We start from the raw sequence: 25,397 nt of genomic DNA, 5'->3' as shown, positions 1-25,397 counted from the left end.
ATTATGAAATACTTAAAATACATTTTCGTGCCTGCCTTAGTAGGCTTATTGATATCATGTGATGCATTCAGTGATCCGGATCTCCCGATACCTTTGGATGAAACCATGGAAAATACGGGAGCATTTCTGAGAGTTCTGGAAGTGGAAACCGCCGCTTTTGATATTCTGAATCTTGAAACAGCAGCATACGAATTTTCTGCTGAATATTGGGATGATGAAGGCCAGTCTCTATTGGACAATGTTACCTTCTATGCTTCATATCAAAGTGTTGATGGTTCGGTAGAATTGGATCGAGCTTCATTCAAAACGGTGAATTTTTCTGAATTTTCAGAGCATGAAACCTCAGGATGGCCGTCTGCTAATTTCTCCCTTGCGATTGCTGATATAAATGCAGCACTCGGAATAGATGCAGAGGACAATAGCCTGGGAGATCGCTACCAAATCGATTGGACCTTAAACTTAACAGACGGAAGATCATTCACAGTGGACGATATGAGCCCCGCTGTATCTGGTGGATTTTTTAACTCACCTAGTTTTGCCAATGTGGATGTATCTGCACGTATTGAACCGGAGCTTTTTGTTGGGACATATCGTTTCACACAGCAGAATAACGGTTCACTTGGCCCGGTATTCGGTGTGCCAAACGTTTACAGCGGAATGGAGTTTGAAGCAGACTTAGCAGTGGATCCAAACAACGACTTCAATGGCAGAGTCTTTGAAGAGGCGTATTTGGCTGCATTTGGAGCTGGTGCCCACTCAAATCAGATTATTATCAGGCTTGCAGAAGATACTGATAACAATTCGGTTACATTGGCAGGTTCATTTAATTCGGGGTTAAGTTGTGGAGGCCCGCCGTTGCAAATAGGACCTGAAACACAGCAATTAAGTCAGTTTGATCTGGAAGACGATAGTGAATTTACGTTTGCTCTTAATGATAACACAGAAAGTGCATGCGGAGGTTCACCTACAATGGTTACTTTTCAAGTTGAAAAAATCTGATAACAAGTATAAAATAAGTGACTACATCAAACCGGTTTGGGGTATTGCCTCGAACCGGTTTTTTTGTGTTTAAAATACTCTGTCTCTCGCAGTGGCACATAGGTTTTTTGATGTTTCTTCATCATATAAAAGTCAAGGTCTTTTAACCAACCGCCGTTGTAAATGCCTTTTTATAATAGCGCTTCATTAAAGTAAGTCAATTGACTCTCATTAAAATAGGTAGTGTAACTTGAGGGACAAAACTTACTCACTAAGGGTAATGACCACAGTTTCTCTAATAAACGATCCGAAAAAGCCGAGGCCATTTTCTACCACACCAGAATCAGTATTTATAGCTCCTCCGAAAGGTTGTGCAGTGGCCCATTCCGCTCCATAATGGGTGTAAGTGATCTCAATAAGTGAAGTATCGAGTTGGCTGCAGGATACTGTAGGGAACAGCCTGAAAGGGTCGAAATATGGATTATCAGGCAGGATTGGTGTAAACACTTCCACCAATAAATTAGAAGGGCTTAAACGAATACGCACTTCATCGGACTCATCAATTCGCTCTAATTCATCTGCGAAAACTTCCAAATCTCCGGTGTGTTTGATTCCTTGATATTCAGCTGAGATTGTTAAATGGATTCGTTCCGGATAAGCAACATTTTTAAAAGTAAAATTAATACTACTTAAACACTGTACATTCTCCGAAGGAGTTAAAATAAGTTCTGTTTGTTCAGGTGTTTTAACTTTGCTTTTGGATACGAGGCCGTCGGATCGCTCTGCAGCTAAAAGATACGTTGTATCGAAATTTATTTCTTCCTCTATTATATAGTTATGGGTCAGGTTTCCCATAAAGTTTATAGTCGTATCACGTAAAGTATGGATTTCTCCAGATTTCATATTTTCGAAAGTAACAACTCCATCCAAAGAGTTCATTTCGGAAAGGAAGGGTTCGTCAATATTGCGGACACGTACATAGTTTGGAGATTCTCCAACCTGCATATATCCGTAAAAAGAAAAAATTCCCCGGTCATCCTCTATTGGATTTATGCTGTTTTCCTCACATGAGCTACACAGTAGTACTGTTAAAGTAAAAAGAAGGATGATAGCAAAGCGTGACTGATGACTTTTCATTGGTGGATTAAATTCGATAGAAATATGATTCAGTGAGATCTTTTAACTGTAAGTCGAGAATGTTTTATCGTATACGGGTTGTGATTGAAACGTAGGGAACCAAGGGTAATTGATCCACTTGTTGCATTGTGTTAACATCAAAATAGAAGACGTTTCGTGTGTTAAATGTGTTTATTAAGCCTGCTTCTGTTTGAAGATTTATTCGAGAAGAGAGTGAAAATGTGCGATTTAAGGATACGTCTACTCTTTGAAATGCAGGAAACCGTGCATTAAACGGCTCCGAGAATAACGTTTGTGCGGTGCCCTGATGCCTCAGCGGATGTTGATCTGGCAGGTTTTGGAGTGCTAAATCGAAAGCATATATCCGTGTAAATGTCCCTCCGCTGCTGTATTGCCAATTTATATTACCCGTGAATTTACCAAACTCATAGGATGCAATCACATTAAGCTGATGCCGGCGATCATGGGTTGGATTGTAGCGAAAACGGTCCTGATCGATCCATGCAACTAAATTATTTGTGGAAGCCTCGTACGTTACTACAGCTAACCCATATCCCATAGATAAATAAAGAGATGAAAAATTAAGTTCTATCTGCGCATCAGCTCCATAAGATAAGCCATTCGCCAAACCGGTTTCCAATGTGTTTCCAGGTTCCCGGGTCCACCGGGCAACTGGAATATTTTTGTGGGATTTTCCAAAAGTTTCAAAATTTACTTCAATATGATTGTTGAATTGATGTCTGTATCCCAAAATTCCATGGATAGATTCGGGATATGGATCGCCCTCATCAGTCGGTTTGTAAATTCCAAATACGGTACCAGCATCTCTTTCGTCAGTAATAGCTTCATAAAATTGGAAATAACGACCTATCGCAAAACTGAACTCGCTGTGGTCGCTATTTGTCGGCCGATAGGTCACCCGCAGCCGTGGTTCAAGTGTGGGTGAGAGATCTCTGAGTTTAGTTTGGGATGTAAGTCCGGGTTGAATTGTAATTCCTGAATTGGGCTCCCACTTCGAAGAGAAGTAGAGACTAAATGTGGTGGCAATCTCATCCAGTGATGAGCCCAAACCGAGATATCTTGCCTCCCTTCTGGTATTATCTGCAAATAACTGGTCCAGTTCAGATGTATAACGTATAAATTCAACTTTAAATCCATAGTTTGAACTAATACCCAAAAACCTCACATTATTATCCAATCGCATATATCCCATATCAAGATTGGATGTTCGCCCGGTGTTATCTACTCCCGCTTCAGAACTTGTATATCCGGTGTACCCTATCGTAAAATCAATCGGATATTCAAGCTCCTCAGCAAATCCGAGACATCGTAATCCCGCCACAGTGTTGGTCCAGTTGAGGTTTACCTGCCGGACTGGGTTGATCTGTCCGTTGTCATATGTTCGAATTGCAGTAATATTACAGGTGAGATTTGGCCAGTTGATCGAATATCTGCCAATTAGATCATAAAATTGAACGGGAATCTCTTCATTAATGATAGAAGGGCTCGTGTTTTCAATAATGGAGTGGCGGCCCATTAAAAAGAAGGAGTGACGATCCCTGGTGATAGGACCTTCCAGCTGATAGGAGTACAAGTAAGGGCTAACGGCAAATGCTCCCTGATGTCTTCTCATACTTCCCTGGCGTAGATTCACATCCATCACGGCAGAATTTGCTCCGGAGTATTCAGCTCCGAAACCACCGGCATATACATCTACGCTGCTCAATGCTTCCTGGGGAAAAGCTGAAAACAGGTTGGATATATGAAATGGCTTGATAATTGGCATATTTTCAACCAGAACTAAATTCTGATACGGGGTTCCCCCTCTGACAAAAAGCTCACCGCCCCGGTCCCCAGTTGTAACTATGCTCGGCAATGTTTGCAGATAAGCCGTCAGGTCACCACCGGGCCCGGCACTGGGCACCCTTTGCAGTTCTTGTCCTGTAATAGTTTGACGTCCCGCTTCACGCCTGACCGTTCCTGCCCGGTGTTCTGCTGAGACGATTACCTCATCGAGCTCTTCACTTGTTGCACGAAGCTCTGGCCTGTAAATACGTGTTTGGCCGGGTTCAATCTCGATGAGGCTCAAATGAGTTTCCAACCCGATGTAGCTGATTTTAATTTGATAGATACGGGCAGGAATGTTCGAAAATTCAATAAACCCATATGAATCAGTGACTCCGGCAAAAAGAGTGTCAGCATCTGGTTCAGCAAGAATAACAGTGGCTCCAACAATGGTAGTACCTTCCTCTTCTGAAATTGCTACAACTCGCAGAGTGGCATCATGGGTTTGTGCAATCACCCAGAGTGGCATCAATAAAACTAGAAATGCAGAAAAGATAAGGAGACAAGATTGCCCTAACAGGTGCAGGAAGAGTTGATTTAATCTTTTAGAAAGTTGTATTGAGCTCATGAACAAAAATCTTAAATGGCTTAAGTAGTTATGCAAGTGAATTCAGTACCCTTTAATCTGTTTTTTTGGTGTAGATAGCCATGATTTTAAATAGTGGAGAACACTATTTCATATTGTAATTACCAATATTAAGGTGAGTGATTGTAAAAGAGATTAAAGTGGGATTTTACAGATAACAAAAAAACTGATACTAATTTTACTCTTTACAATATAAGAACCTCTGCCTGAACCCATTAAGTGAATGTATAAATGAGTTTTGGATTCGAATTATATAAAATAAACAATACAAATACTCTTGATCCCTTAATAATTTATGGCCCCTTCAAATTATCGGTTGACTCTCAAAACCACTTGGATTTTCTCAAATTTGAGTAATAGTTGTAAAAAATATTTCGGAACATTACTAATTACTATTCATAGAGTTGGATTTAAAGTGTGTGATGTACGTTTAATAATTTAGAAAAATTTAGGTATCAAAAGCGTAAATAAAACAATTGGATAGTGAAGTGTGGAATTGAAAATCCAAAATACTTACGGTGTTGATAGGGCCACGCAAAACAATATTATCTGGATGTTATTTTTTAGCTTTTGTTTTTGAGTGACCTTTTTATAGCTTGGAACGATTCTCAGCGCGCTAGTCGAAGAGATTAGTAAATAGTTTGAGAATAGATTTACAACAAAAACAAAAATAAAGTTAGTTCGAAATGAAAAAACTGATACTTATCGCATTCAGTATTGTCTTTTCGTTTTCAGCATATGCGCAAGACCGATCCATATCGGGTGTTGTCACTGATGCTGAAAACGGGGATCCAATTCCCGGTGTTACAGTTATGGTAGTGGGTACCAATATTGGTGACGCTACAAATACAGAAGGGGAATATTCAATAGTAGTACCGGAAGGAAGGAATTTACTTCGATTCTCTTCAATAGGTTATCGCACTGTTGATGAGCAAATTGGAAATAGAAATGTTATTAATGTTGAAATGGACGCAGATGTCGCTCTTCTTGACGACATCGTAGTTAGCGGATATTCAGCAGTTCCAAGACGGGAAATTACAGGATCTCAAAGCCAGGTAAGAGGCCGGGACGTTGGTGGGTTAGACATTCAATCACCAGACCAGGCTCTTCAGGGACGAATCGCTGGTGCAAGAGTATCTAACTTGAGTGGACAGCCAGGTGGCTCGACATACATTAGAGTTCGTGGTATCGGATCAATTAACGCAGGGAATAATCCACTCTATATTGTAGACGGAGTTCCAATATCTGATGTTGATCGTTCAGGGACTTTGGGTTCTTCCAGTGCATCGAATGCATTGAACGCAATTAATCCTCGGGATATTGAATCTATTGAGGTTCTTAAAGATGCAGCTGCAGCCGCAATTTATGGTGCGCAGGCTGCCAACGGAGTAATCCTGATTACAACCAGGCGAGGTGCCACAGGAGCCACTCAGTTTAATCTTTCTGCAAATTATGGCGTTAGTGAAGAGCTAAACAGACTTGGCGTTATTGAAGGGCCTGAATGGGTTGAGCTCCAATACGAAGCATTTGAATGGTGGGGAGAATTTAATAACAACCAGAACTGGCAAGCAGTTGCTGCAAACAATATTGGTGGCTGGACAATGCAGGATGTAGAAGAGGGAAATGTACCTCACTACGACTGGCAGGATGCTCTGATGAGAACCGGTACCACACAACGGTATGACTTGTCAGCGAGTGGCGGTAGTGAAGATACACGTTTCTTTATTTCAGGTGGTTACAATAATACACAAGGTGTAGCTATTGGAACAGATATGGAACGGATGAACCTTAGAGCCAATATCGATCACCAGGCAACTGATAGGTTATCATTTGATTTGAACCTGAACGCTTCTTTTACCGAGCAGAACGGTGCACTTCAGGAAGGTTTTTTCTCTGGAAGTCCTTTCTTCGCGGGTCAGTGGCTGCGTCCAACGGATCCAATCTATAATGAAGATGGCACGTTTGCCCAGGCTTCAGGCGGTGGTTATAATCCGGTTGCAGCAAATGAATTAGATGACAGAAACAGCACTCAAAAGCAACTTATTGGTAATATTTCAGCTCTGTACAACATCTCAAGTAACCTGAATTTCAGGTCAAACTGGGGACTGGATTACAGAACAACTGAAGATATTGATTATCGTGCTCCCGAATCACCTGCCGGTAGCGCATTAGGCGGGTATCGATTCGACGCAAACAGAAATGTGACGAACTTTACAACGAATCAGATTGTAAACTACTTCAATACATTTGCTGATGTACATAGTGTTCGTGCCTTAGGTGGTTTTGAATATCGCCGGGAAGCGAGAGAAACATTTTCTGCTTCCGGTCAGGGCTTTCCAAGCGGCTTGTTCAGAACGCTGCAAAACGCAGCAGAACCCCTCAGTGTATCTGGATTTGGTTCAGAGTACCGCATCGCAAGTTTTCTGTCACGTGTACAGTATGACTATGATGACACGTACCTGACAAACGTTAGTGTTCGGTATGATGGTTCTTCAAGATTTGGTGAAGACCGCCGATGGGGTCTTTTCTATGCCGGTTCACTCGGATGGAGAATCTCCAACAATTCTTTTATGGATTTCACAGATTCATGGCTTGATGATTTGAAATTCAGAGTTAGCTATGGTATCACTGGAAACAGTGCCATCGATAACTTTGCATCACGTCAATTGTTTACATCCGGTGGAGCGTATAATAACAACCCAGCGTTAACGCCATCAGGTTTGGGCAATAACCTGCTTACTTGGGAAGAGTCCGCCACGATCAACCTTGGTCTGGACTGGGAAATCTTATCGAGTAGAATCTATGGTTCATTCGATATTTACAGCAGAGAAAATTCCAAACTCCTGCTGGATAGAGAACTTCCTAGTGATAGCGGATTTAGTGATCTGACTGAAAATGCCGGCAGAGTTCAAAACGAGGGTATCGAATTAGAAATTGGTGCCGTATTGGTAGACCGGGCCGGATTTCTCTGGACAAGTGAGTTTAACATCACATGGCAGCGAAATGAACTGCTGGAACTCAATGAAGGAGCAGAACGAATCGGGTCAACTTATTTTGTCGGCCGTTCGTTAACAGAATACTACATGTATCGCTACGCCGGAGTTAATCCTGCTGATGGCCGCCCAATGTTTGAAGACAGAAACGGTAACATCACCTATACTCCTACCACGTCAAGTGAGATTGAGAATGATGACAGACAATTTGTCGGTGATTCATTTCCCAGCAACTTTGGTGGATGGTTTAATAAGTTTAACTACAGAGGGTTCCAGTTGGATGTGCTCTTCCAGTTTAACTACGGACAGACCAGTTACAACAGTTTCACCGGAAGTTTTACGGATGGTGCATTCTTCAGAAGAAATGGTCTGATCGAAAATTCTCGTAACAGATGGACAGAACCTGGCCAAATTACAAGTGTTGAGCGAGCTTACATCAATAGTTCATATCCTGGCAGAACCACTGGATTTACCACATCAACAAGGTTCCTTGAAGATGCATCATATATCCGGTTGAAGAATCTTCAACTCGCATATCAAATTCCAGGCGCAACAGTCCAGAGATTAGGACTCAGAAATACCAGAATTTTTGTACAGGCAACAAACTTGCTCACATGGACGAATTATTCCGGTATTGATCCAGAGGTAGTGGGTACCAACAATGCGATTTACCCACAGTCCAGAACACTGACCACAGGAATTGAAATAGGATTTTAAACATTATTATGATGAAATCGAACATACTTAAAATTACACTCATTACAGCAGCTCTATTAGCTTTTATGGCCTGTGATGACATGTTACAAGTGGAGCCTCAGCAGTCAGTAGGATCTGAAGTAGCAACACAATCAGGTACCGGTATTCTTGCTGTATACCACCGAGGTTACAGGGCCCAGATGTTCCAGAATTACTGGGGACAAAGAATGGCTATTGCAGGAGATGCTCTTGCAGATAATGCTGTAAGCAATCCTGACAACTCAGGACGTTATACAGGTGAACCAATCAATAGTTTGGGTTCAGGTGTTGGCGGATGGGGCAGATATTCAGGGATCAATGACCTGAATACAGTTCTCAAATATGTCGGCGATGTAGACGGATTAACCGATAACCAAAGAGTTCGGATAGAAGGAGAAACACTCTTTTTAAGAGCTCTGGCTTATCACGACCTTGTTAAAGTTTACGGTTATGAACCAAACAAGATTGTGGATGGCTGGGATCGCGGTGTAATCCTCCGTACGGAACCAACCGAAACCATCGATGCAGCTGATCTCAGAAGTCGGGCATCTGTTGTTGAAGTATATAATCAGATTGAAGAGGATCTCCTGCGATCGATTAGTAATCTTTCGCAAGTAGATGGAAATGCACCGCATTTCGCAAACCTTGCCGCCGCACACGCACTTTTATCCAGAGTGTATCTGTATTGGGAGCGATGGGATGATGCCATTGATCAGGCAACATTAGCTATTGAAGCGTCTCCTGTTGGAGTAGCACCACCAGATGCCGTTGCTGGTATGTATAGTGCAGAGCCTAATCCTGAGTCTCTCTTTGAACTCAAGTTTACATCATCAGAATCTCTTGGTGTGAACGTTGCGCTTTCATCAGCACTGACACCAATCAGTTGGTGGGACCTGCTTCCATCGGATGAATTGCTTGCAACATTTAGCGAAGATGATGTTAGAAATGAGCTTTATCCGCTTGCTTCAGAGAATTACCCGGATGATGTGCCTGAAACAAACACAAACCGATATGTGGCCAAATACGAAGCTACTGTAGCTACCCACACGGATAATGTTCCGGTTATCAGGATTTCTGAAGTATACCTGACAAGAGCTGAGGCATATGCTGAAAGCGGTGATGATGCAAGTGCATTAGCTGACCTGAATGAGATCAGAACAAACAGAGGTTTAGCTGCGCTTGACTCTGCACCAGCTGATTTTATTGAAGAAATTCTTCTTGAAAGAAGGCGAGAACTCGCATTTGAAGGTCACAGATGGCAAGATCTGAAAAGAAAAGGTTGGGATGTTGTAAAACCTGCCGCAACGGGTCCTGCGCCAACTCTTGTGTTTGGTGAGAACATTCAGTTCCTCTCACAAATACCGAATGCACAAGTGACTCTCAATCCTAATTTAGAACAAAATCCTGGATACTAAGATGAAGAATTATTTTAATCTGAAAATACTTGCTGGTCTCTTGCTAGCAGGTATTATGTTTACCGGTTGTTTCGACGAAATCACTAAAACATATGATGGGCCCCCTGTTGTTGAGTTTGCACAGTATGAGCAACCAAACTCAAATAACAACTATACTTCAACATTTACGTTCGCCCATGATGCTGATGGATCTACAGATATCTCTCTGCGTCTCAATTTAATTGCTCCTCATTTCGATTCCGATACGCATATCGGATTTGAAGTAGTACAAGAGCAATTTGACTTGGATGGTGAGCCTGTAGCAGCAGCAACTGCGGTTGAAGGAACTCATTTTGAAGTACTGACAGGCAACAATCAGGCAGTATTTCCTGCGAATTCCAGTTTCAGCAGTATCGACTTAAGTTTGATAGCTGGCGGTTTGGATCCTGAGGAAAGCGTGCAGTTAATTCTTCTGCTCACAGAATCAGATCAATTAGCCCCTGCTGAAAACTACAAGTACTATCGTGTAGTTCTTCAGAAAGCAGCTGTACCTGATGAGGATGATGATTAAATAATATTTAATCAAATCTAAAGTTTTACAAGGCTGTCTGAATTTTCAGGCAGCCTTTTTTTATGCCAAAGATTTCAGGCTGTAGAAGTGGATAAACTGTTTAGTATTTTGATTTGGTATCGCAAATCTAAATCGATGTGCAAAGTTTGTCGGCACATTCAAATCTGATATAATTTCACTGTCTTCTGCGTCTGTTGCGGTTGTGTAAGTAAAGGTTCCAGTTGCTGGCACTCACTCATGGATGATACTTTTTTCTCCCCCAAGAGATTCAGGCAATAAGATTTGATTAACCATCCCTGGATATAAGCGTGAATGGAACTAGCCAGAGGTAGATCACTAATCCAACAGGTTGTTGCTCAAGTATATGCCTGAAGCTGAATAGGCAGATGTCCTCGAGTAGTTTCTACTGATCCGGTTGATTTGTCTTGTGAGGGTAAACTTTTAATCCTGAGTTCGACATTGGGATACCCGAGAGATTTATCATATGCATCAAAATATCGTCCATTCATACGTTTGCTCTGTGGCTCTTGTATTTATTACGCCAGATTGTGACGATACCTCTTGCACAATGCTTAGTCAGGAAACAGTGTTTGATTTGATACACCAGGATGAAAGTCCTCATCCTTAGAGAATCAGAGAACATCAGCCTGCGTTTAATAAATTCTGAAGCCCGAAACCGGGAGAGCCGAACCCACGATTATGAGGCGATTAACTTATTGTTAGTATTGAACAAAGAAGCCTACTGAAGAAAAGTGTCGAGCCCAGGAAGATATTATATGGAAGCCTCTATCCCTTTCAAATGAAATATACCGAGATTGATGGGGGTCTAATTTAAACCTTGGAGATCCCTCATTACAAATTCGCCTCAAGGATCCTTCCGGTTCGCCAGAGTTCTGTCTGTTGGTAAATGACGTTAAAGTAGTTTTGGCTCCGTTCGGCAATGTAATGGTTGAAGGGGAAATACTCGTTTGGATTGCGGTTTCTCTCGAAAAAGAAGTTTCGACGCGGATCTCTCCTGTCATACGAGTAGGACCACTGCATGCGGTTCAGGCTTCTGTCAACATACCAGGGCGGGCCGAAAAGAATAAAGATCATCCCCATGTCTGTTTTCCATCCCTCTTTGAAGTTTGAGAACTGTTTATTTGCCTGTTCTACCCGTTCATAGTATAAACTAATCACGGACCTCGCCCTGCTTTGGCTGCCTACATTTGAAAGCCAGAAGCGATCCACAGCCTCTTTTAAAGAATCGGGATCCTGTATTTCCATCATCTCACGGTGACGTCGCTCATCCATCAGGTAAATCAAGGGTTCAGCCATTTCACGAGAAGATGCTACAGACGGATAATTTTCGGCTTTAACAGCAAAGTCGCGGGCACGATAGATCGTTTCACCGGTCTGGTTCGTGGTTTCAACTTCAAAACGGTAATTTCCCCGGGGAAGCAAGGCATACTTAAATTCAATTAGGACACTTCCAGCCTGTTCAAGCACCCTCACGTTGTTGTCGATCTCTTCAGGATTTCTTACATCAATCCCCTGGTACTGAATAGAGGATGTAGAATAATTATTGTAACTGAGCCGGCGGGCTGCGGTGGTGTCTGCACGATATTTTAAAAGTGATGCTTCTACCGTAAGAGGGTCTTCAATATCATTATTTGTTACCTGGAATTGCAGTTTCAGACTGTCAATTCGCGAAGGTACATCATACGTGGTAATTGGGTTAAACTCAGGTCCTGCAGCAACAGTTTTACCTGCCAGGCGAATAGAAGTGAGATTTGTAACCGGGTTTTGAGGGTCAGGGATCAGAGTGTCTGTTGTTCGTACAACGGTCCGCCCTGAACTGTTATCTGTGACGGAGACCTCAATTTCGTAGTTTCCTGGGTCCACATCTAAATCTCTGTCGTAGCTGAAAACTTCCTGATTCATATAATCACCAGGATCGTCGGAAATAATGTCAAGCTGTTCTCTTGCTGATTTCGAAAAATTTCCGTCAATTTGATTTATTCTGATTTCAACCGTCACCTGTGCAAACGTAACATCATCAATGGTTCGGTAAATCAAACTGCCATATACAATTTCGGTATTTACACTGATGTAAGAATTATCGTCCTCGTCAAGTAGTCCGATGGCCGTCATACGAACTTCAGGATAACCATCCTGAAACTGATACATACTGCCTCTCTCAATATCAGGATTCATAGATCGTGCACAACCGAGAAACAGGAAGATAACAGCACCGATTACGCACAATTTTCTATATGGGAATATTCCATTTTCCATAATCTTATTTAACAAATAATTAGTAACGAAAACAAGTAGAATCGAAAGTTCTGTAAGAATTAAACAGAAATATTTAAAAATCAATTCTGCCCGGTTAGTAGAAATATATGTTTGAGTATAAAATGTACATATTGATCGTCTGTCTATTTCGATTCATAGACTGCATCTTATCTGGAATAAAAAATGAAAAGGAGCCTAAATTTCTTAATTGAATGACAAACGATAGTATGTTGAGAATTGCAGACAATAGTCCTCTCATAAGCATGTAACGGTAAAAACCCTTCCGTCTTATATTGGTTTACAAAAACACTTCCGAACAGGTGATAATTGCTTATATTTGCAGCAACGAACAATAAATTTAATACAGAGAATATATTTATGCTTTCAGGTTCCCGAAGAACGAAAATCGTATGTACGCTTGGTCCCAGCTCAAACACATTTGAAGATATAGAGCGGCTTTACAGAGCAGGTATGAACGTTGTGAGAATTAATTTTTCCCACGGTTCTCACGAAGGCCATAAAAAAACGATCGGTTATGTGCGCGAGGTAGCCAGGAAGCACGAATATTCAATTCCGGTTTTGATGGATTTGCAGGGTCCGAAAATACGAATCGGACAAATGGAGGGTGATAAGCAGGAAATTATTGAAGGTGCGATTATAGAGATTACCACGAAAGATGTGATCGGAACCTCAAAACTTGTTCCCATCGACTATCCAAATCTTGTGGAAGATGCGAGCGAAGGAAATCAGATATTAATTGATGATGGGTTATTGGAGCTGAAGGTTATTAAGAAGAATGAGCACTCTCTCACGGCAAAAGTAGTCGTTGGCGGCACACTCAAATCGAGAAAAGGTGTAAACCTTCCGGATGTGAAAATATCGATGTCGTCTCTCACTGAAAAAGATATTGAAGATCTTGAATTTGGCCTTAAAGTGGGTGTGGACTTTGTAGCAATGTCTTTTGTTCGTTCTGCAAAAGATGTGCAGGACGTAATATCAAGAATACGTGCCGCTGGAAGTAATGCCTCAATTATTGCAAAAATTGAAAAGCCCGAAGCGGTTGAGGTAATCGATGAAATAATTGAAGAAGCTGATGGTATCATGGTGGCAAGGGGAGATCTTGGAATTGAGATTCCAAGCCAGAAAGTGCCGATGGTTCAGAAAAAGATTATCGAAAGGTGCCGAATTGCCGGAAAACCGGTGATTACCGCAACTCAAATGCTCGATTCCATGATTAATAATCCCCGGGCTACACGAGCCGAAAGTTCTGATGTTGCCAACGCAGTAATGGACGGCACAGACGCCGTGATGCTTTCCGGGGAAACCGCAGCCGGTAAATACCCTGTTGAAGCTGTGCAGGCAATGGACAAAATTATCCGTTCGGTTGAAGATAATGCTGATTCACTCTACTACAGCCTGAAATACCGCAAACCGGAATGGAAGGAGAAACAAATTGTGGAATCACTTGCCTATTCATGCGTTACCATTGCTGAAAACGTGGAGGCAAAAGCGATCAGTACGCTCACACATTCAGGAAACACAGCACGACGGATCGCAAAATTCAGACCCCGTGTACCTATTGTGGCCTTTACTGAAAGCCGGATTGTCCGCCGTCAGCTGAACCTTGTATGGGGAGTAGAATCTGTGCGGCTGGAAGAACTTTTCGATACGGACAGCAGTGTGAAGCTGATGGAAAACTATTTACAGGAAAATGGACTGGTGCAAAAAGACGACAGAGTCATTATCGCAACAGGTATGCCGCTTGCAAAAAGAGGCCGCACAAATATGGTAAAAGTGAGTACAATTCAGGAAGAAGGTTAGCGTTTATTTGACTGTGAAGAAGGCATTACAAATAGCAATCGTTGTTTTTATATTGGCCGCATGCGGAACACCGCTTGAGCAGCCGTGGAGAAATTTCAATGCCTATTTTAATACCTTCTATAATGCTCAGCAATATTTCAGCGACGGGCTGGAGCAGAATGAAAGACAAACTCCGGATGTAAATCCTCTTCAGCCAATCCAGGTTTTTCTCCCTCCGACAAATGCCGGCCTTCAGGACTTTCAGCGTGCGATTGAAACGGGTGCATCTATCTTAAGAGATCATCCGGAATCGAAATATGTTGAGCCGTCTATCGCGATAATCGGGAAATCGTATTTCTATCGGTCTGAGTTTTTTGCCGCACTTGAAAAATTTCAGGAGTTAAGTACTATTACATCGGGTAAAATGCAGCAGGAAGCGATATTCTGGCAGGGCAGAGTGTATCATCAGATGGGAAGTTATAATGAGGGGCTTCGTTTTCTACAGAGTGAAATTGACCTGATTGAAGATTGGGATTCTGAAATGCTGGCCAAAACCAGGGTGATGCAGGCGCAACTACACATCGCCCAGGAAAATTGGTCTGCAGCAAATGAACTTTTGCAAGAAAATATATCCGGAATAAATGACCGTGACACAGAGTCGCGTGCTCATTTTTTGCATGGCCAGGTGCTGGAACGCCTCGAGAATTACGAAGAAGCCCGATTAGCATACGGCAGCGTTCACAGTTCCGTCTCTTCGTATGATCTATTGTTTAACGCGAATCGGAAAGAGGCAGAAGTTGCCCGCCGGATCGGGGAATATGATCGGGCGTATGACCTCTACCGAAGCATGGAGCGGAGTGATAAAAATACAGAGTCGCGGACTGAATTACAGTACGAAGTGGCACGAACTGTTCAGCTGAGAGGCGAGCCGGAACAGGCTCTTAATATGTATGAACAAGTGCTTCGCAACCCCATTCGTGCTCCGCAACCCGTTACTCGTGCGAAAGTGTTTAACGGGATGGCCGAAATCTATCGGCACAATTTTGGGGACTTTGAGATGGCCGCTGCATATTACGATTCCGCTTCCCTGGAAAGAGTAGACAGAAACAGGCTTCCGCAGGATTTTAATGCGCGCTCTCTTGCCAATTCATTCGGAGAGTATGCCCGGGTCTCAAAAGAGATTGCGCACATGGACAGCCTGCTTTATCTTGGTCAGCTGGAGCCCGCGGAATTTGATTCAGTGATTGCTGAAATTCAAAGACAGCGTCAGCAGGAGATTGAAGAGGAAATACAGCGAAGGGAAAGACAGCAGGATCAGGCTGTAAATGTCGACCCAGATGATTTTGATTCAGTAGCTGAAGCTGCGGAATCTACAGAGCACGGATTTCTGAACATACGCAACCAATTAATGGTTGCGAATGCCAGTATTCAGTTCCAGGCTATCTGGGGAGATCGTCCGCTTGCAGACAATTGGCGGCGAAGAGCATCTATCACAACTGCAGCCTCAGGTCTGGATCCTGTTGAAATTGAAAATGGTGAAGTTGTTGTTGCTGAAAACAATGTAATTGAAAGAGAAAGCTCGTTCCAGGTTTCCGTAGACATCAGTGAAATTCCGTTCAGTGAACAAGCGCAGGATAGCCTACGTGCAAGAATTGAAAACCGGTACTATTCTCTCGGGAACGTCTTTTTTATGTCATTAAATATGCCCGACAGTGCTAAAGTATATTACGAAAGGATTGCAGCAAGTGACAGAAGTACTGACCTGATACCCCGCTCTCTCTATACGCTGGCAGAAATTGAGCTGGCCGATCAGAATACTGAACAGGCACGTCACTGGGGGCAGCGATTGGTTGATGAATATCCGGAAACAGAATTTGCAAGGAGAACAGCATCAAGACTGGACCTGGTTATGCCTGTTGGTGACCTCACTGAAGAAAGGTTTGTGGAAGATATTTATCGGGATATTGAATCCCGGCGGGGTGAAGATCCTGTAGAGAATGCAAAACAGCTGAAAGAGCTTGCGAACTCTGGCGCACTTGAAAGTCAGCGCCCTCTGTTGTTGTACGAAGCAGCCAAAGAGTATATGCGTGCTGCACAGATGCAGGAACCGGATACAACCGGGAAGGTTAGAAACTGGTTTATGTTAAATGAGGAGTGGAACGGCCGCAAGCAGGAGTTCGCCGAACTAAAAGATTCGGCATCTGCAGTGGTCCGGGATACCACGCTTACAGATTCCGACATCTCGTACTGGAGGCAAATTGCAGACTCAACTCTTATAGAACCCGACTTCCACGCTGTTTTCCCATTTGAAGGTGCATACTGGGATAGTACCCGCTCTGTGCTGGAAACCATTGAAGAGACCTATGCCTCAAGCTCTGTTATACCGCGGGTTCGCGTTTTGAGGCAAACACTTCAGCAGCCTGAACCGCCAACAGAGCAGGCTATCCCTGACAGCCTTGCGGAAGATCAATTACGGTCTGTAGAACTCCCTGCGTCGGAACTGCTGGAATGTAGTGAGGCTTATCCCGGGTTAGAAGTAGCGGGCGGAATTGATTCATTTATGGAAAGCATATCATACCCTTCGTGGTCTACGAGAACATCAATGAGCGGAGAATTGGTTTACAGGCTGGTTATTTCACCAGAGGGTGATGTTACGGATTATGAGCAGATCAGCCGGATGGACCGAACGGGTATTCCGCAGGCGTTTGAAAGTGCTATTGAAGAAAATCTACGGTTTGAAAATCATCCGCACGACAGTGAACTTCAGTGCACATTTACTTTCAGGTATCAAACGCGTTAGGATGGAATAAAAAAATCAGCACGTAACGATTACGATCTGATCTGGTAAACATGATCCAGGTTATGCTCTTCCAGATACCGGAGAATTCCGCTGTTTATTCTTTTTACGAGGGATGGTCCTTCGAAAACCATTCCGGTATAGATTTGCAGAAGATCAGCTCCCGCTTTGATTTTTTCTATTGCGCTTTCGGCATCAGTCACACCACCCACCCCGATTATCGTTTTTTCACTTTTCGTATGCTCAGAAATTTGCCGGATAATATCCGTACTTTTATCCCGAATTGCCCGGCCGCTTAGACCACCCTTTCCAATGCGTTTCAACCTGCCTGACGAGGTTTTGAGTGCGTCTCGCCGGGCTGATGTATTTGTTGCTACATAACCGCTGACGGCGAAGCTCTCTGTTATATCCAGTAACTCTACCAGCTGATGTTCATCAAGGTCAACGGAAAATTTTATGAGTACCGGGGGATCGGAGGCATCATTTCCCACTTCAAGATGTGAAAGAAGTTTGTTAAGCAGTTCAGGATCTTCAAAGGTTTTGCCCTCGGTAGTGTTGGGGCATGATATGTTGATGGTTATATAATCAGCTACTTTTTTAGCCAGCGTAAAGCTAAAGTGGTAATCTTTAAGTGCCAGTTCACCGCTGATATCCGGGTTGTGGGTTTTGGCAATATTCACACCTATTGGCACGTCATGTTCATGTTTTTTTAAACGTTTGATGATCGTTTTAGCGCCATCGTTGTTTAGCCCTAACCGATTGATAAGTGATTGATCTTCCGGTAACCTGAAACTCCTTGGCTTGGGATTCCCGGTACAGGCATTTGCCGTTATGCTCCCCACTTCGAGAAAACCAAAACCGAGTGCCTCCATCAGGTAGGTTGTCGTTCCGTTTTTATCAAACCCGGCGGCAAGACCCACGGGATTTTTAAATTTCAGTCCCCAGATTTTTTGATGTAAACGAGAATCATTTTTTGAATAAATTTTTTCCGCTAACCCGGTTAAAATACGGTTCTGACTTACGAACCCTGCAGATTGGATGGCAAGTTCATGCGCATAATCAGCAGAGAATTTGAAGAGGATTGGGCGTACTGCTACCTTATAGAAATTCATACGGTGAAAATTTTGATGTAAGTTAACCATCGAACCGCTAAGTTCGAAGTCGATTCTTTAACAAACAAAGAGAAGCAACTGAATGAGCAGGAAGAACTCCCTACGGCAAACCGATGTAATCTATCACCACCTGAAAAAAGCCGCCGATCATTTTGAAAACAAAGAGATTGTAATACTTGAATCACAACTCAGCGGGCACCCCGAATCAAACCGGACATATATAGCGGCTTTCCCGCAAAAAAAACTCATTATAGAAGGGTTTGAATCGAGGTGGACAGGCAACGGAAAGCAGCAAACATTTACGGATAAACCGTGGGAGATATTTAAATCGTTCAGGCGAGAATCGGGATGGTTGTTTGGATACATCGGGTACGATATGAAAAATTCCATTGAATCCCTGAGTTCCGAAAACCAAAAGCTCTACAGAACTCCTGATCTTTTTATGATGGAACCCTCCATTCTATTTGTGATTGAGAGCGGTGAAGTGGATCAGCTGCTGGGAGAAACGCTCCCTATTCCTGATGTAGATACACAGAACAGTGCGCGGGCTTTACCTATTAAAAATATCAAACCGGGAATCTCAGAGAGTTCCTATCAGCATGCGGTTGAAGAAATTAAAGGGTTAATCGCTGAAGGTGATTTTTATGAGATGAACTATTCATATCCAATATCAGCAGACTATGATGGAGATCCTTTTCAATTATTCAGGCGGATGAGTGGTGTTAATCCCGTTCCTTTTGCCAGCCTGATCGAGATGGATGATTTTACTGTCTGCTGCAATTCACCGGAAAGATTTCTGAAGAAGGAGGGGAGCACAATTTTGTCGGAACCCATTAAAGGAACATCGGGCAGAAGCACGGACCCGGAGATAGATCTGAAACTCAGAAATGAGCTGAAGAGTGAAAAAAATGAGGCTGAAAACCTGATGATCGTAGACCTGGTAAGGCATGATCTCTCTAAAGTATCGCGCCCCGGTTCTATCAAGGTTAGCAAACTGTACGATATTCAGAGTTTTGGAACCGTTCATCAGCTGATTTCACGGGTTGAAGGGGAGCTGAGGCCCGACACAGACCCGGTGGACGCAATTAAAGCCTGCTTTCCGATGGGATCAATGACGGGTGCACCAAAATTACGGGTGATGAAACAGATCGAAAAGATGGAGAGTTACAAGAGAGGAATCTATTCCGGGGCAATCGGATATATCAACCCAAACGGAGATTTTGATTTTAATGTGGTGATACGCTCCTGTATCCTTCAGAATAACAGACTGCACTATCCGGTCGGCGGGGCGATCACCGGGGATTCCAAACCGGAGGAAGAGTGGGAAGAAACCAAAATAAAATCCCGTGTTCTCACATCTCTTTGATTATCGTGAAAGCTGGTGTTCGATAATTGATCAGTGTAAAACGCACCGGTGCAACGTCATCCCGCACTTTACCGCGGGGATTTCTTCGGGGGATGCGGGATCTCCCATCTACGCAACGTGGAAATGTTTGCCACTGGCAGTATCTAAAGCTCGAACAAAAATGGGAGATGCCGGATCGAAGTCCGGCATGACGGTATTGATGATAAACTCCACAGTACCACGCCGTTTTCAAACAATATCAGCCGCTTTTTTACTCATTTTTTAAAAAGCACTTAGGTTGAAATGAAGTTGCCGTTTTTTAAGTTTTGACTTCTGCACAGAGAACTCAATTCAAAACATTTACATGAGCAAGAAAGTCGGCACGTTAGGTGAACTCAAAGAAAGCGGGTGGAAATCAGTTTCTGTTAAGGATGAACTGCGGAGAAATCTGATCACAAAAATGCGCAGCGGAGAAGAGCTGTTCCCGGGAATCCTGGGTTATGATCACTCGGTTATTCCCCAACTCCAAAATGCCATACTCGGCAGACACGACCTGCTGCTACTTGGGCTAAGGGGTCAGGCAAAAACGAAGATTCTGAGAATGCTGGTACACTTTTTAGATGACGAGATGCCCATTGTTGCAGGCTCCGAAATACATGACGATCCCTATCATCCCGTTTCAAAATATGCAAGGGAGAAAATTGAACAGGATGGGGATGATACGCCGATTGAGTGGATTGGCAGAGAGCAGCGATACGGAGAAAAGCTCGCCACACCCGATACAACCGTTGCGGATCTCATAGGAGATCTCGACCCGATTAAAGCTGCATCAAAACGCCTTACACTCGCAGATGAGGAAGTGATTAATTTTGGCCTGATTCCAAGAGTGAACCGGGGCATTTTTGTCATCAATGAACTCCCTGATCTTCAGCCGCGAATACAGGTTGCGCTCTTAAACATCATGCAGGAACGTGATATTCAGATTCGCGGATTTAATATCCGTATTCCGCTGGACCTGTTCATGGGTTTTTCTGCAAATCCCGAAGATTATACAAACCGCGGAAATATTATCACTCCGCTGAAAGACAGAATTGACTCTCAAATCATCACGCATTATCCAAAAAATATTCAAATTGCGGAAGAGATTGCCGGGCAGGAGGCGTGGACAGAACGAGATGGGGAGCTGTCAGTTCAGATGCCGGATGTCTATCGCCGGATTCTGGCACGGGTGGCTTTTGAGGCGAGAGAAAGTGAATATATCGATCAAAAAAGCGGTGTATCGGCGCGTATGACCATAACGGGTTTTGAACAGGTTATATCAGCGGCAGAACGACGAATGGTGTCGAATGGTGAAACATCCACGACGCTGCGGATCACAGATTTATTTCACATGGTTCCGGCTATTACCGGCAAGCTTGAACTGGTGTATGAAGGAGAGCAGGAAGGGGCGGTGAACGTAGCTAAACATCTGCTCGGCAGGGCGATTAATTCTGCTTTTAAAGAACTACTGCCCGATCCCCAGCAGAAAAAATCTGGTGAAGAAAACGGTCACCCATATCAGCAGATACTGGACTGGTTTGCAGCCGGAAATTCACTCGAACTGCCTGATTCGCTTCCGGATAAAGAATACCGAAAAAGATTGGATAAAATTACCGGACTGAAGGAGATCGCAACTCAAATTGAAAGCGTTAAAGGTGGGGATGAATATGCTGTGATGGATTTTGTGATAGAAGCGCTCCATCAGAACTCCATGCTCGGAAAGGAAGACCTGGATGAACAGCGAACCTATAGTGATATGCTCGGTTCCATGCTTGGCGGCATGGGAGAGTTCGATGAAGATGATTATTCTGATTTAGAATGATCATTGCAATAATTTCAGCGAACCCTTATCTTAACTGTTCTACGACAAAATCAAAAAGATTGTTGAGTTATGAAAAAAGGAATCCATCCTGACTATAAGGAAATTACCGTTATAATGAGTGACGGTTCTGAGATGAAAACCAGAAGCACCATCGAAACAGAAGATGGTATATTCAAGAGCGAGATTGATTCAAAAAATCATCCGTTTTACAACAAGGATCAAAAGATCCAGAAAAAAGCCGACCGTATCGATCGTTTCAACAAGCGATACAAGCGCAAGTAAATTCTGTTTCCATTTTTAAAAGGATGTATTGTATTGTCAGTACATCCTTTTTTTATTTAAAACCGTTCGTATGGCACTGGATATCAAATCATTTGAAGTGGGACCTTTTGCGGAGAACACTTATCTGCTGACTCAAGGTGGTGAATCCATTTTGATTGACCCCGGTTTTTCGAATAAGAAAGAATTCTCGAGATTTCGCGCTGAACTTGGCAACCAGAACAGCCGGTTGATTGGTGTTCTGCTCACTCATGCGCATATTGATCATGTCCTGGGACTGCCATTTGTGCTTTCTGCATTCGATACGGATGTATACCTGAGCCACAAAGATTTACATCCCTGGAATCATATTTCAGAACAGGCTGCAATGTTCAGACTTAAAGCGGATGAACTGTCATTCACCCCGGAAAAACTGGAAGAGCAAAAAGCATTTACGCTGGGGTCGTTTACTATGGATCTGCTATATACGCCAGGTCATGCTCCCGATCATCTTTCTATCTATTTTGAAGATGAAAACCTACTGATTGCGGGAGACACCCTATTCAAAGGAAGCGTGGGGCGGGCGGATCTTTACAAAGGAGATATGGATCTGCTTACAAAATCAATCCGAGATAAAATTTACACTCTGCCTGATGAAACAGTAGTGTACCCGGGGCACGGACCTTCTACCACGGTTGGACAAGAGAAGAAAAACAATCCGTTTGTTAAAGGATAGAAGAACATCCAAATACATTAAAGTGTTGTGTCATCGGATGAGTTTTTTTGAAAAGTCGAGTCACGCTGAATCAATTCAGGATTTCTGAATGACTCATCCGATGACTGCCTTTAGATCGCTGACCAGTTACACGGCACTACTGTGGTGTGATCGATGAAATGATGGGAATGTTTGGATGAAGATCTTTCCTTAACCCGTTAAATCAGCACTGGCCTGGCATTAATTTTTTTTACTGGAATTGGCCAGTTGCTGCAGGCGAAGAATTTCCTCATCATACGCCTCCTTTTTAGAGCTATTGGCCAGCCTTAGCTGTTGGTAGACACTGATAGCTGCGGTGTAATTTTTCTGCTTTTCATGAATCAATGCAAGAGTTTCAGTTACTATATCGTCCACATTTGCGGAACTCTCGCTAAGATCGCGTTTTTCAGCATCATCCTCAGATAACCTGATTCGTTTGGATTCCACACCGGATAGTTTTGTGATCAACTGATCGAGATCTTCAATTGGGTGAGAACTTTGCGTTTTTCGCGGCGCAGGCTGAAACGAGGGCAGGTTTGTAGATGGAACCCAGGCATTAAAAAGATCGGGATGCTGGATATAATAGGGGAGCTGACTGAAAAATTTGCTGCCGGGGGCCAGGATTTTTGCAGATAGTGCGAACTTCACAGCTGCGGTATTATTCCCTGCTTTCCGGCATAGTACGGCCAGGAAAAAATAGCCTACAGCCCCGCTGTTACGGCGGGTAACGTGGTTTTCCAGTTTTTTTATCGTTCCCTGGGGATCTTCCTCAAAGAGATCGAAATAGATTTTATAGGATTCGGGTACTTCGCCAGTAGGTAAATCCATCAAAAGAGAGCCAAATTTTAGTTACACGTTTTTATCGAGCAAGATATCCTTAGATAACTGGGATCAACCATTATGCTCAATTTAGGTAATTAGTGGATAGTACAAAAATGTTTAGATATTGTCACTACCAATTACTCACTGCATCATTAAAAGCATTGTTTGCAATTTGTTGCAGCGCCGCTTCGGCTGCTTCAAGCTCACCGTCCACCGGGTTTTGGAGAACATCATACGTGGCACTTCCGGTGAAGTTTTTACTGTATTCAGGCTGATCGTCCCTGGCAAATTGAAACGTTGCCCGCACCACGATTTGAATTTCATTCAGGTTTGCCTGTTCGTCACCTCCCACACTGAATGGCCGGTTTCTATAGGATTGAATAGTGCCTTCCATCCATGAATCTGCTCCCTCCCGATCATTATTTAACGAGAGGCGACTCTGGTTCACAAATCGGTTGATAAGCGCATTATTAAGCCGATCTGATAAATCTCCCAGGCCGCTTTGCGAATTATCCGGGAAGAATGGAATATAAATATTTCTGACATCCGACGGTATACTGGTGCCTGTAAAACTGTATTGAACACAGGCAGGAATGGTCAGAGCGAGCAGAATAACGACTATGAGAAACGAGCGTTTATTGGAGTTCATACTGATCCAGTTTTCTGTACAGGGTGCGTTCACTAACACCGAGGGCTTCCGAAGCTTTTCTGCGGTTACCTTCGAATTTCTTTAACGCTTGCTGAATCAAAAACTTTTCTGCTTTTTCAATGGATGGAATTTCATCTTCACCAAAAAAAGATTGAATTGCCGAGCCTTCAGCCGGTTCTTCATTTTCATTACGGTTCATCGAACGTATTCCCAAACTTTCTTCCCCGTGCTCGTTGGTATAGACTGAAATATCATTTGGGTCAAATTCACGCGGCATCGCTTCGGGCAATGCTTTTATCTCCTTTTGACTGAAAGAGGAGTAAAGAAATTTAGCCAGCATCTTTTTAAGATCTGACAGGTCGGTTCGCATCTCGACGAGTGCACGGTAGATCAAAGTTGGATCCTGAGAGGAGCTGGATTTAAATTCATGCTCATCTTCACTATCGCTTTTCGCTGCAACAACGGGCAGATTATCCGCCGAGCCCTGATGCTGTCTTCCTTTCAGATATTTCTGAAGACGTTCTTTATCTATAAACTGAGATTTTTCAAGAACAACAAGCTGTTCAGCCACATTCTTCAATTCACGTACATTCCCCGGCCACCGGTAGGAGATGAGCAGCTCCCGGGCTTCATCAGAAAAACCTTTAAATACTGAATCGTATTTTGAAGAGAATTCGTTGACAAACTTTCTGAAAATGGGGACTACATCTTCCTGGCGATCACGAAGCGGAGGAAGCTTAATTTTAACCGTATCGAGGCGGTAGTAGAGATCTTCTCTGAAGTTACCCTGCTGTACTTCCTCCCAGAGATCCTTATTAGTTGCCGCAATAACCCGAACGTTCGATGTATACATCTTGCTGGAACCCACACGGAAAAATTCGCCGGATTCGAGAACTCTTAGAAGTTTCACCTGGATATTTTTGGGTGTATCGGCGATTTCATCTAAAAAAATGGTTCCGTTATCCGCTTTCTCAAAATATCCCTTGCGCGCCTCATGAGCCCCGGTAAATGCGCCTTTCTCATGACCGAAAAGCTCACTTTCAATGATCCCTTCCGGAATAGCGCCACAGTTTACAATTACCAGGTCAGAATTTTTTCTTTCACTGATTGAGTGAATAGCGCGCGCGGTTACATCTTTACCGGTGCCGCTCTCACCCTGCAGCAGAACGGTGATATCTGTTTTGGCGATCTGCCTGATTTTGTCCACAACCTGGCGGATTGCAGCAGACTCTCCATTTAAACCAAATCTTTCCTGTAGTGCTTGTCTGTCCATAAATAATTTATTTTTTATACCCTGAAAAATAAGAAAGAATGTGATCTAACCATAAAACGAAATGACGTTTTGTCAGATTCGTGAATATAGATGTGCTCACAACGATCCAGGCTAATAAGTTCACTACGGAAAATTCGATTCATTGTACTTCTGCCCCGGGGCAGTTCATTTCACCCAGAGTCGCCCTGATTAATCCCATTGTCCCTTCGT

At 43.2% G+C, this 25,397-nt stretch carries 17 protein-coding genes; 10 read left to right on the top strand and 7 right to left on the bottom strand.

Annotated features, from left to right (window positions below; all coding sequences use genetic code 11):
* Positions 1–3: 3 nt before the first annotated feature.
* Positions 4–999: a hypothetical protein gene (locus tag DYD21_RS14740; protein WP_147303605.1), complete on the top strand. Its 996-nt coding sequence runs from the start codon at positions 4–6 to the stop codon at positions 997–999.
* Positions 1,000–1,242: 243 nt separating this feature from the next.
* Here the strand turns inward: DYD21_RS14740 and DYD21_RS14735 are convergent, their stop codons facing one another.
* The gene (locus tag DYD21_RS14735; protein WP_116037763.1) at positions 1,243–2,115 is read right to left on the bottom strand and encodes a hypothetical protein; all 873 of its coding nucleotides are present in this window, start codon (positions 2,113–2,115) and stop codon (positions 1,243–1,245) included.
* Between the two features lie 64 nt (positions 2,116–2,179).
* The gene (locus DYD21_RS14730; protein ID WP_158607312.1) at positions 2,180–4,429 is read right to left on the bottom strand and encodes a TonB-dependent receptor; all 2,250 of its coding nucleotides are present in this window, start codon (positions 4,427–4,429) and stop codon (positions 2,180–2,182) included.
* A gap of 803 nt (positions 4,430–5,232) precedes the next feature.
* On the opposite strand from DYD21_RS14730, the gene DYD21_RS14725 reads away from it, so the two are divergent.
* Genes DYD21_RS14725 through DYD21_RS14715 form a run of 3 tightly spaced genes read left to right on the top strand, consistent with a single transcriptional unit; the run spans position 5,233 to position 10,239 of the window.
* Positions 5,233–8,256 carry a TonB-dependent receptor gene (locus DYD21_RS14725; RefSeq protein ID WP_116037761.1) on the top strand — a complete coding sequence of 1,008 codons (3,024 nt, stop codon included), beginning with the start codon at positions 5,233–5,235 and terminating at the stop codon, positions 8,254–8,256.
* 11 nt (positions 8,257–8,267) lie between these two features.
* A complete protein-coding gene (locus tag DYD21_RS14720; RefSeq protein ID WP_158607311.1) occupies positions 8,268–9,689 on the top strand; it encodes a RagB/SusD family nutrient uptake outer membrane protein in 1,422 nt (473 codons plus the stop codon).
* Position 9,690: 1 nt separating this feature from the next.
* The gene (locus DYD21_RS14715) at positions 9,691–10,239 is read left to right on the top strand and encodes a DUF4843 domain-containing protein (RefSeq protein ID WP_116037759.1); all 549 of its coding nucleotides are present in this window, start codon (positions 9,691–9,693) and stop codon (positions 10,237–10,239) included.
* 852 nt (positions 10,240–11,091) lie between these two features.
* Here DYD21_RS14715 and DYD21_RS14710 read toward each other — a convergent pair.
* The gene (locus DYD21_RS14710) at positions 11,092–12,435 is read right to left on the bottom strand and encodes a GWxTD domain-containing protein (RefSeq protein ID WP_158607310.1); all 1,344 of its coding nucleotides are present in this window, start codon (positions 12,433–12,435) and stop codon (positions 11,092–11,094) included.
* Positions 12,436–12,894: 459 nt separating this feature from the next.
* On the opposite strand from DYD21_RS14710, the gene pyk reads away from it, so the two are divergent.
* Positions 12,895–14,337: a pyruvate kinase gene (gene pyk, locus DYD21_RS14705; RefSeq protein WP_116037886.1), complete on the top strand. Its 1,443-nt coding sequence runs from the start codon at positions 12,895–12,897 to the stop codon at positions 14,335–14,337.
* A gap of 13 nt (positions 14,338–14,350) precedes the next feature.
* The gene (locus DYD21_RS14700; RefSeq protein ID WP_147303604.1) at positions 14,351–17,116 is read left to right on the top strand and encodes a tetratricopeptide repeat protein; all 2,766 of its coding nucleotides are present in this window, start codon (positions 14,351–14,353) and stop codon (positions 17,114–17,116) included.
* Positions 17,117–17,145: 29 nt separating this feature from the next.
* Here the strand turns inward: DYD21_RS14700 and DYD21_RS14695 are convergent, their stop codons facing one another.
* On the bottom strand, positions 17,146–18,225 hold the full coding sequence (locus DYD21_RS14695; RefSeq protein WP_116037756.1) for a quinone-dependent dihydroorotate dehydrogenase: 1,080 nt from the start codon (positions 18,223–18,225) through the stop codon (positions 17,146–17,148).
* An 82-nt stretch (positions 18,226–18,307) separates the two neighbouring features.
* Here DYD21_RS14695 and DYD21_RS14690 point away from each other — a divergent pair, with 82 nt between their 5' ends.
* The 4 genes from DYD21_RS14690 to DYD21_RS14675 all read left to right on the top strand — a co-directional run bounded on the left by DYD21_RS14690 (position 18,308) and on the right by DYD21_RS14675 (position 22,425).
* Positions 18,308–19,591 (top strand): anthranilate synthase component I family protein, encoded by a 1,284-nt coding sequence (locus DYD21_RS14690; protein WP_116037755.1) that lies wholly within the window; start codon positions 18,308–18,310, stop codon positions 19,589–19,591.
* Between the two features lie 343 nt (positions 19,592–19,934).
* Positions 19,935–21,431, top strand: coding sequence for a magnesium chelatase (locus DYD21_RS14685; protein WP_116037754.1), 1,497 nt, complete (start codon positions 19,935–19,937; stop codon positions 21,429–21,431).
* Positions 21,432–21,500: 69 nt separating this feature from the next.
* Positions 21,501–21,713: a 50S ribosomal protein L31 gene (gene rpmE, locus DYD21_RS14680; protein WP_116037753.1), complete on the top strand. Its 213-nt coding sequence runs from the start codon at positions 21,501–21,503 to the stop codon at positions 21,711–21,713.
* Between the two features lie 70 nt (positions 21,714–21,783).
* Positions 21,784–22,425, top strand: a complete 642-nt coding sequence (locus tag DYD21_RS14675; protein WP_233505555.1) for an MBL fold metallo-hydrolase — start codon at positions 21,784–21,786, stop codon at positions 22,423–22,425.
* 219 nt (positions 22,426–22,644) lie between these two features.
* Here the strand turns inward: DYD21_RS14675 and DYD21_RS14670 are convergent, their stop codons facing one another.
* The 3 genes from DYD21_RS14670 to DYD21_RS14660 all read right to left on the bottom strand — a co-directional run bounded on the left by DYD21_RS14670 (position 22,645) and on the right by DYD21_RS14660 (position 25,187).
* The gene (locus DYD21_RS14670) at positions 22,645–23,271 is read right to left on the bottom strand and encodes a hypothetical protein (protein WP_116037752.1); all 627 of its coding nucleotides are present in this window, start codon (positions 23,269–23,271) and stop codon (positions 22,645–22,647) included.
* Positions 23,272–23,395: 124 nt separating this feature from the next.
* Complete coding sequence (lptE, locus tag DYD21_RS14665; protein ID WP_116037751.1) at positions 23,396–23,914, bottom strand: LPS assembly lipoprotein LptE; 519 nt, start codon at positions 23,912–23,914, stop codon at positions 23,396–23,398.
* Positions 23,901–25,187 carry a sigma-54-dependent Fis family transcriptional regulator gene (locus tag DYD21_RS14660; protein ID WP_116037750.1) on the bottom strand — a complete coding sequence of 429 codons (1,287 nt, stop codon included), beginning with the start codon at positions 25,185–25,187 and terminating at the stop codon, positions 23,901–23,903. Before DYD21_RS14660 ends, lptE begins: the two co-directional genes overlap by 14 nt.
* Positions 25,188–25,397 lie beyond the last annotated feature (210 nt).

Origin of the sequence: Rhodohalobacter sp. SW132 (genome assembly GCF_003390325.1) — a bacterium.
Lineage (GTDB): Bacteria > Bacteroidota > Rhodothermia > Balneolales > Balneolaceae > SW132.
The sequence above is the reverse complement of the archived record's forward strand: the minus strand, read 5'-3'. Positions and strand labels throughout refer to the sequence as shown.

Excerpts from the sequence above, each read along its gene's own strand:
- DYD21_RS14740 (WP_147303605.1), top strand. The coding sequence starts at position 4 with ATGAAATACTTAAAATACATTTTCGTGCCTGCCTTAGTAGGCTTATTG.
- DYD21_RS14735 (WP_116037763.1), bottom strand. The coding sequence starts at position 2,115 with ATGAAAAGTCATCAGTCACGCTTTGCTATCATCCTTCTTTTTACTTTA.
- rpmE (WP_116037753.1), top strand. The coding sequence starts at position 21,501 with ATGAAAAAAGGAATCCATCCTGACTATAAGGAAATTACCGTTATAATG.
- DYD21_RS14660 (WP_116037750.1), bottom strand. The coding sequence starts at position 25,187 with ATGGACAGACAAGCACTACAGGAAAGATTTGGTTTAAATGGAGAGTCT.
- DYD21_RS14720 (WP_158607311.1), top strand. The coding sequence starts at position 8,268 with ATGAAATCGAACATACTTAAAATTACACTCATTACAGCAGCTCTATTA.
- DYD21_RS14670 (WP_116037752.1), bottom strand. The coding sequence starts at position 23,271 with ATGGATTTACCTACTGGCGAAGTACCCGAATCCTATAAAATCTATTTC.
- lptE (WP_116037751.1), bottom strand. The coding sequence starts at position 23,914 with ATGAACTCCAATAAACGCTCGTTTCTCATAGTCGTTATTCTGCTCGCT.
- DYD21_RS14710 (WP_158607310.1), bottom strand. The coding sequence starts at position 12,435 with ATGAATCCTGATATTGAGAGAGGCAGTATGTATCAGTTTCAGGATGGT.
- DYD21_RS14730 (WP_158607312.1), bottom strand. The coding sequence starts at position 4,429 with ATGCCACTCTGGGTGATTGCACAAACCCATGATGCCACTCTGCGAGTT.
- DYD21_RS14695 (WP_116037756.1), bottom strand. The coding sequence starts at position 18,225 with ATGAATTTCTATAAGGTAGCAGTACGCCCAATCCTCTTCAAATTCTCT.
- DYD21_RS14685 (WP_116037754.1), top strand. The coding sequence starts at position 19,935 with ATGAGCAAGAAAGTCGGCACGTTAGGTGAACTCAAAGAAAGCGGGTGG.
- DYD21_RS14725 (WP_116037761.1), top strand. The coding sequence starts at position 5,233 with ATGAAAAAACTGATACTTATCGCATTCAGTATTGTCTTTTCGTTTTCA.
- DYD21_RS14690 (WP_116037755.1), top strand. The coding sequence starts at position 18,308 with ATGAGCAGGAAGAACTCCCTACGGCAAACCGATGTAATCTATCACCAC.
- DYD21_RS14715 (WP_116037759.1), top strand. The coding sequence starts at position 9,691 with ATGAAGAATTATTTTAATCTGAAAATACTTGCTGGTCTCTTGCTAGCA.
- pyk (WP_116037886.1), top strand. The coding sequence starts at position 12,895 with ATGCTTTCAGGTTCCCGAAGAACGAAAATCGTATGTACGCTTGGTCCC.
- DYD21_RS14675 (WP_233505555.1), top strand. The coding sequence starts at position 21,784 with ATGGCACTGGATATCAAATCATTTGAAGTGGGACCTTTTGCGGAGAAC.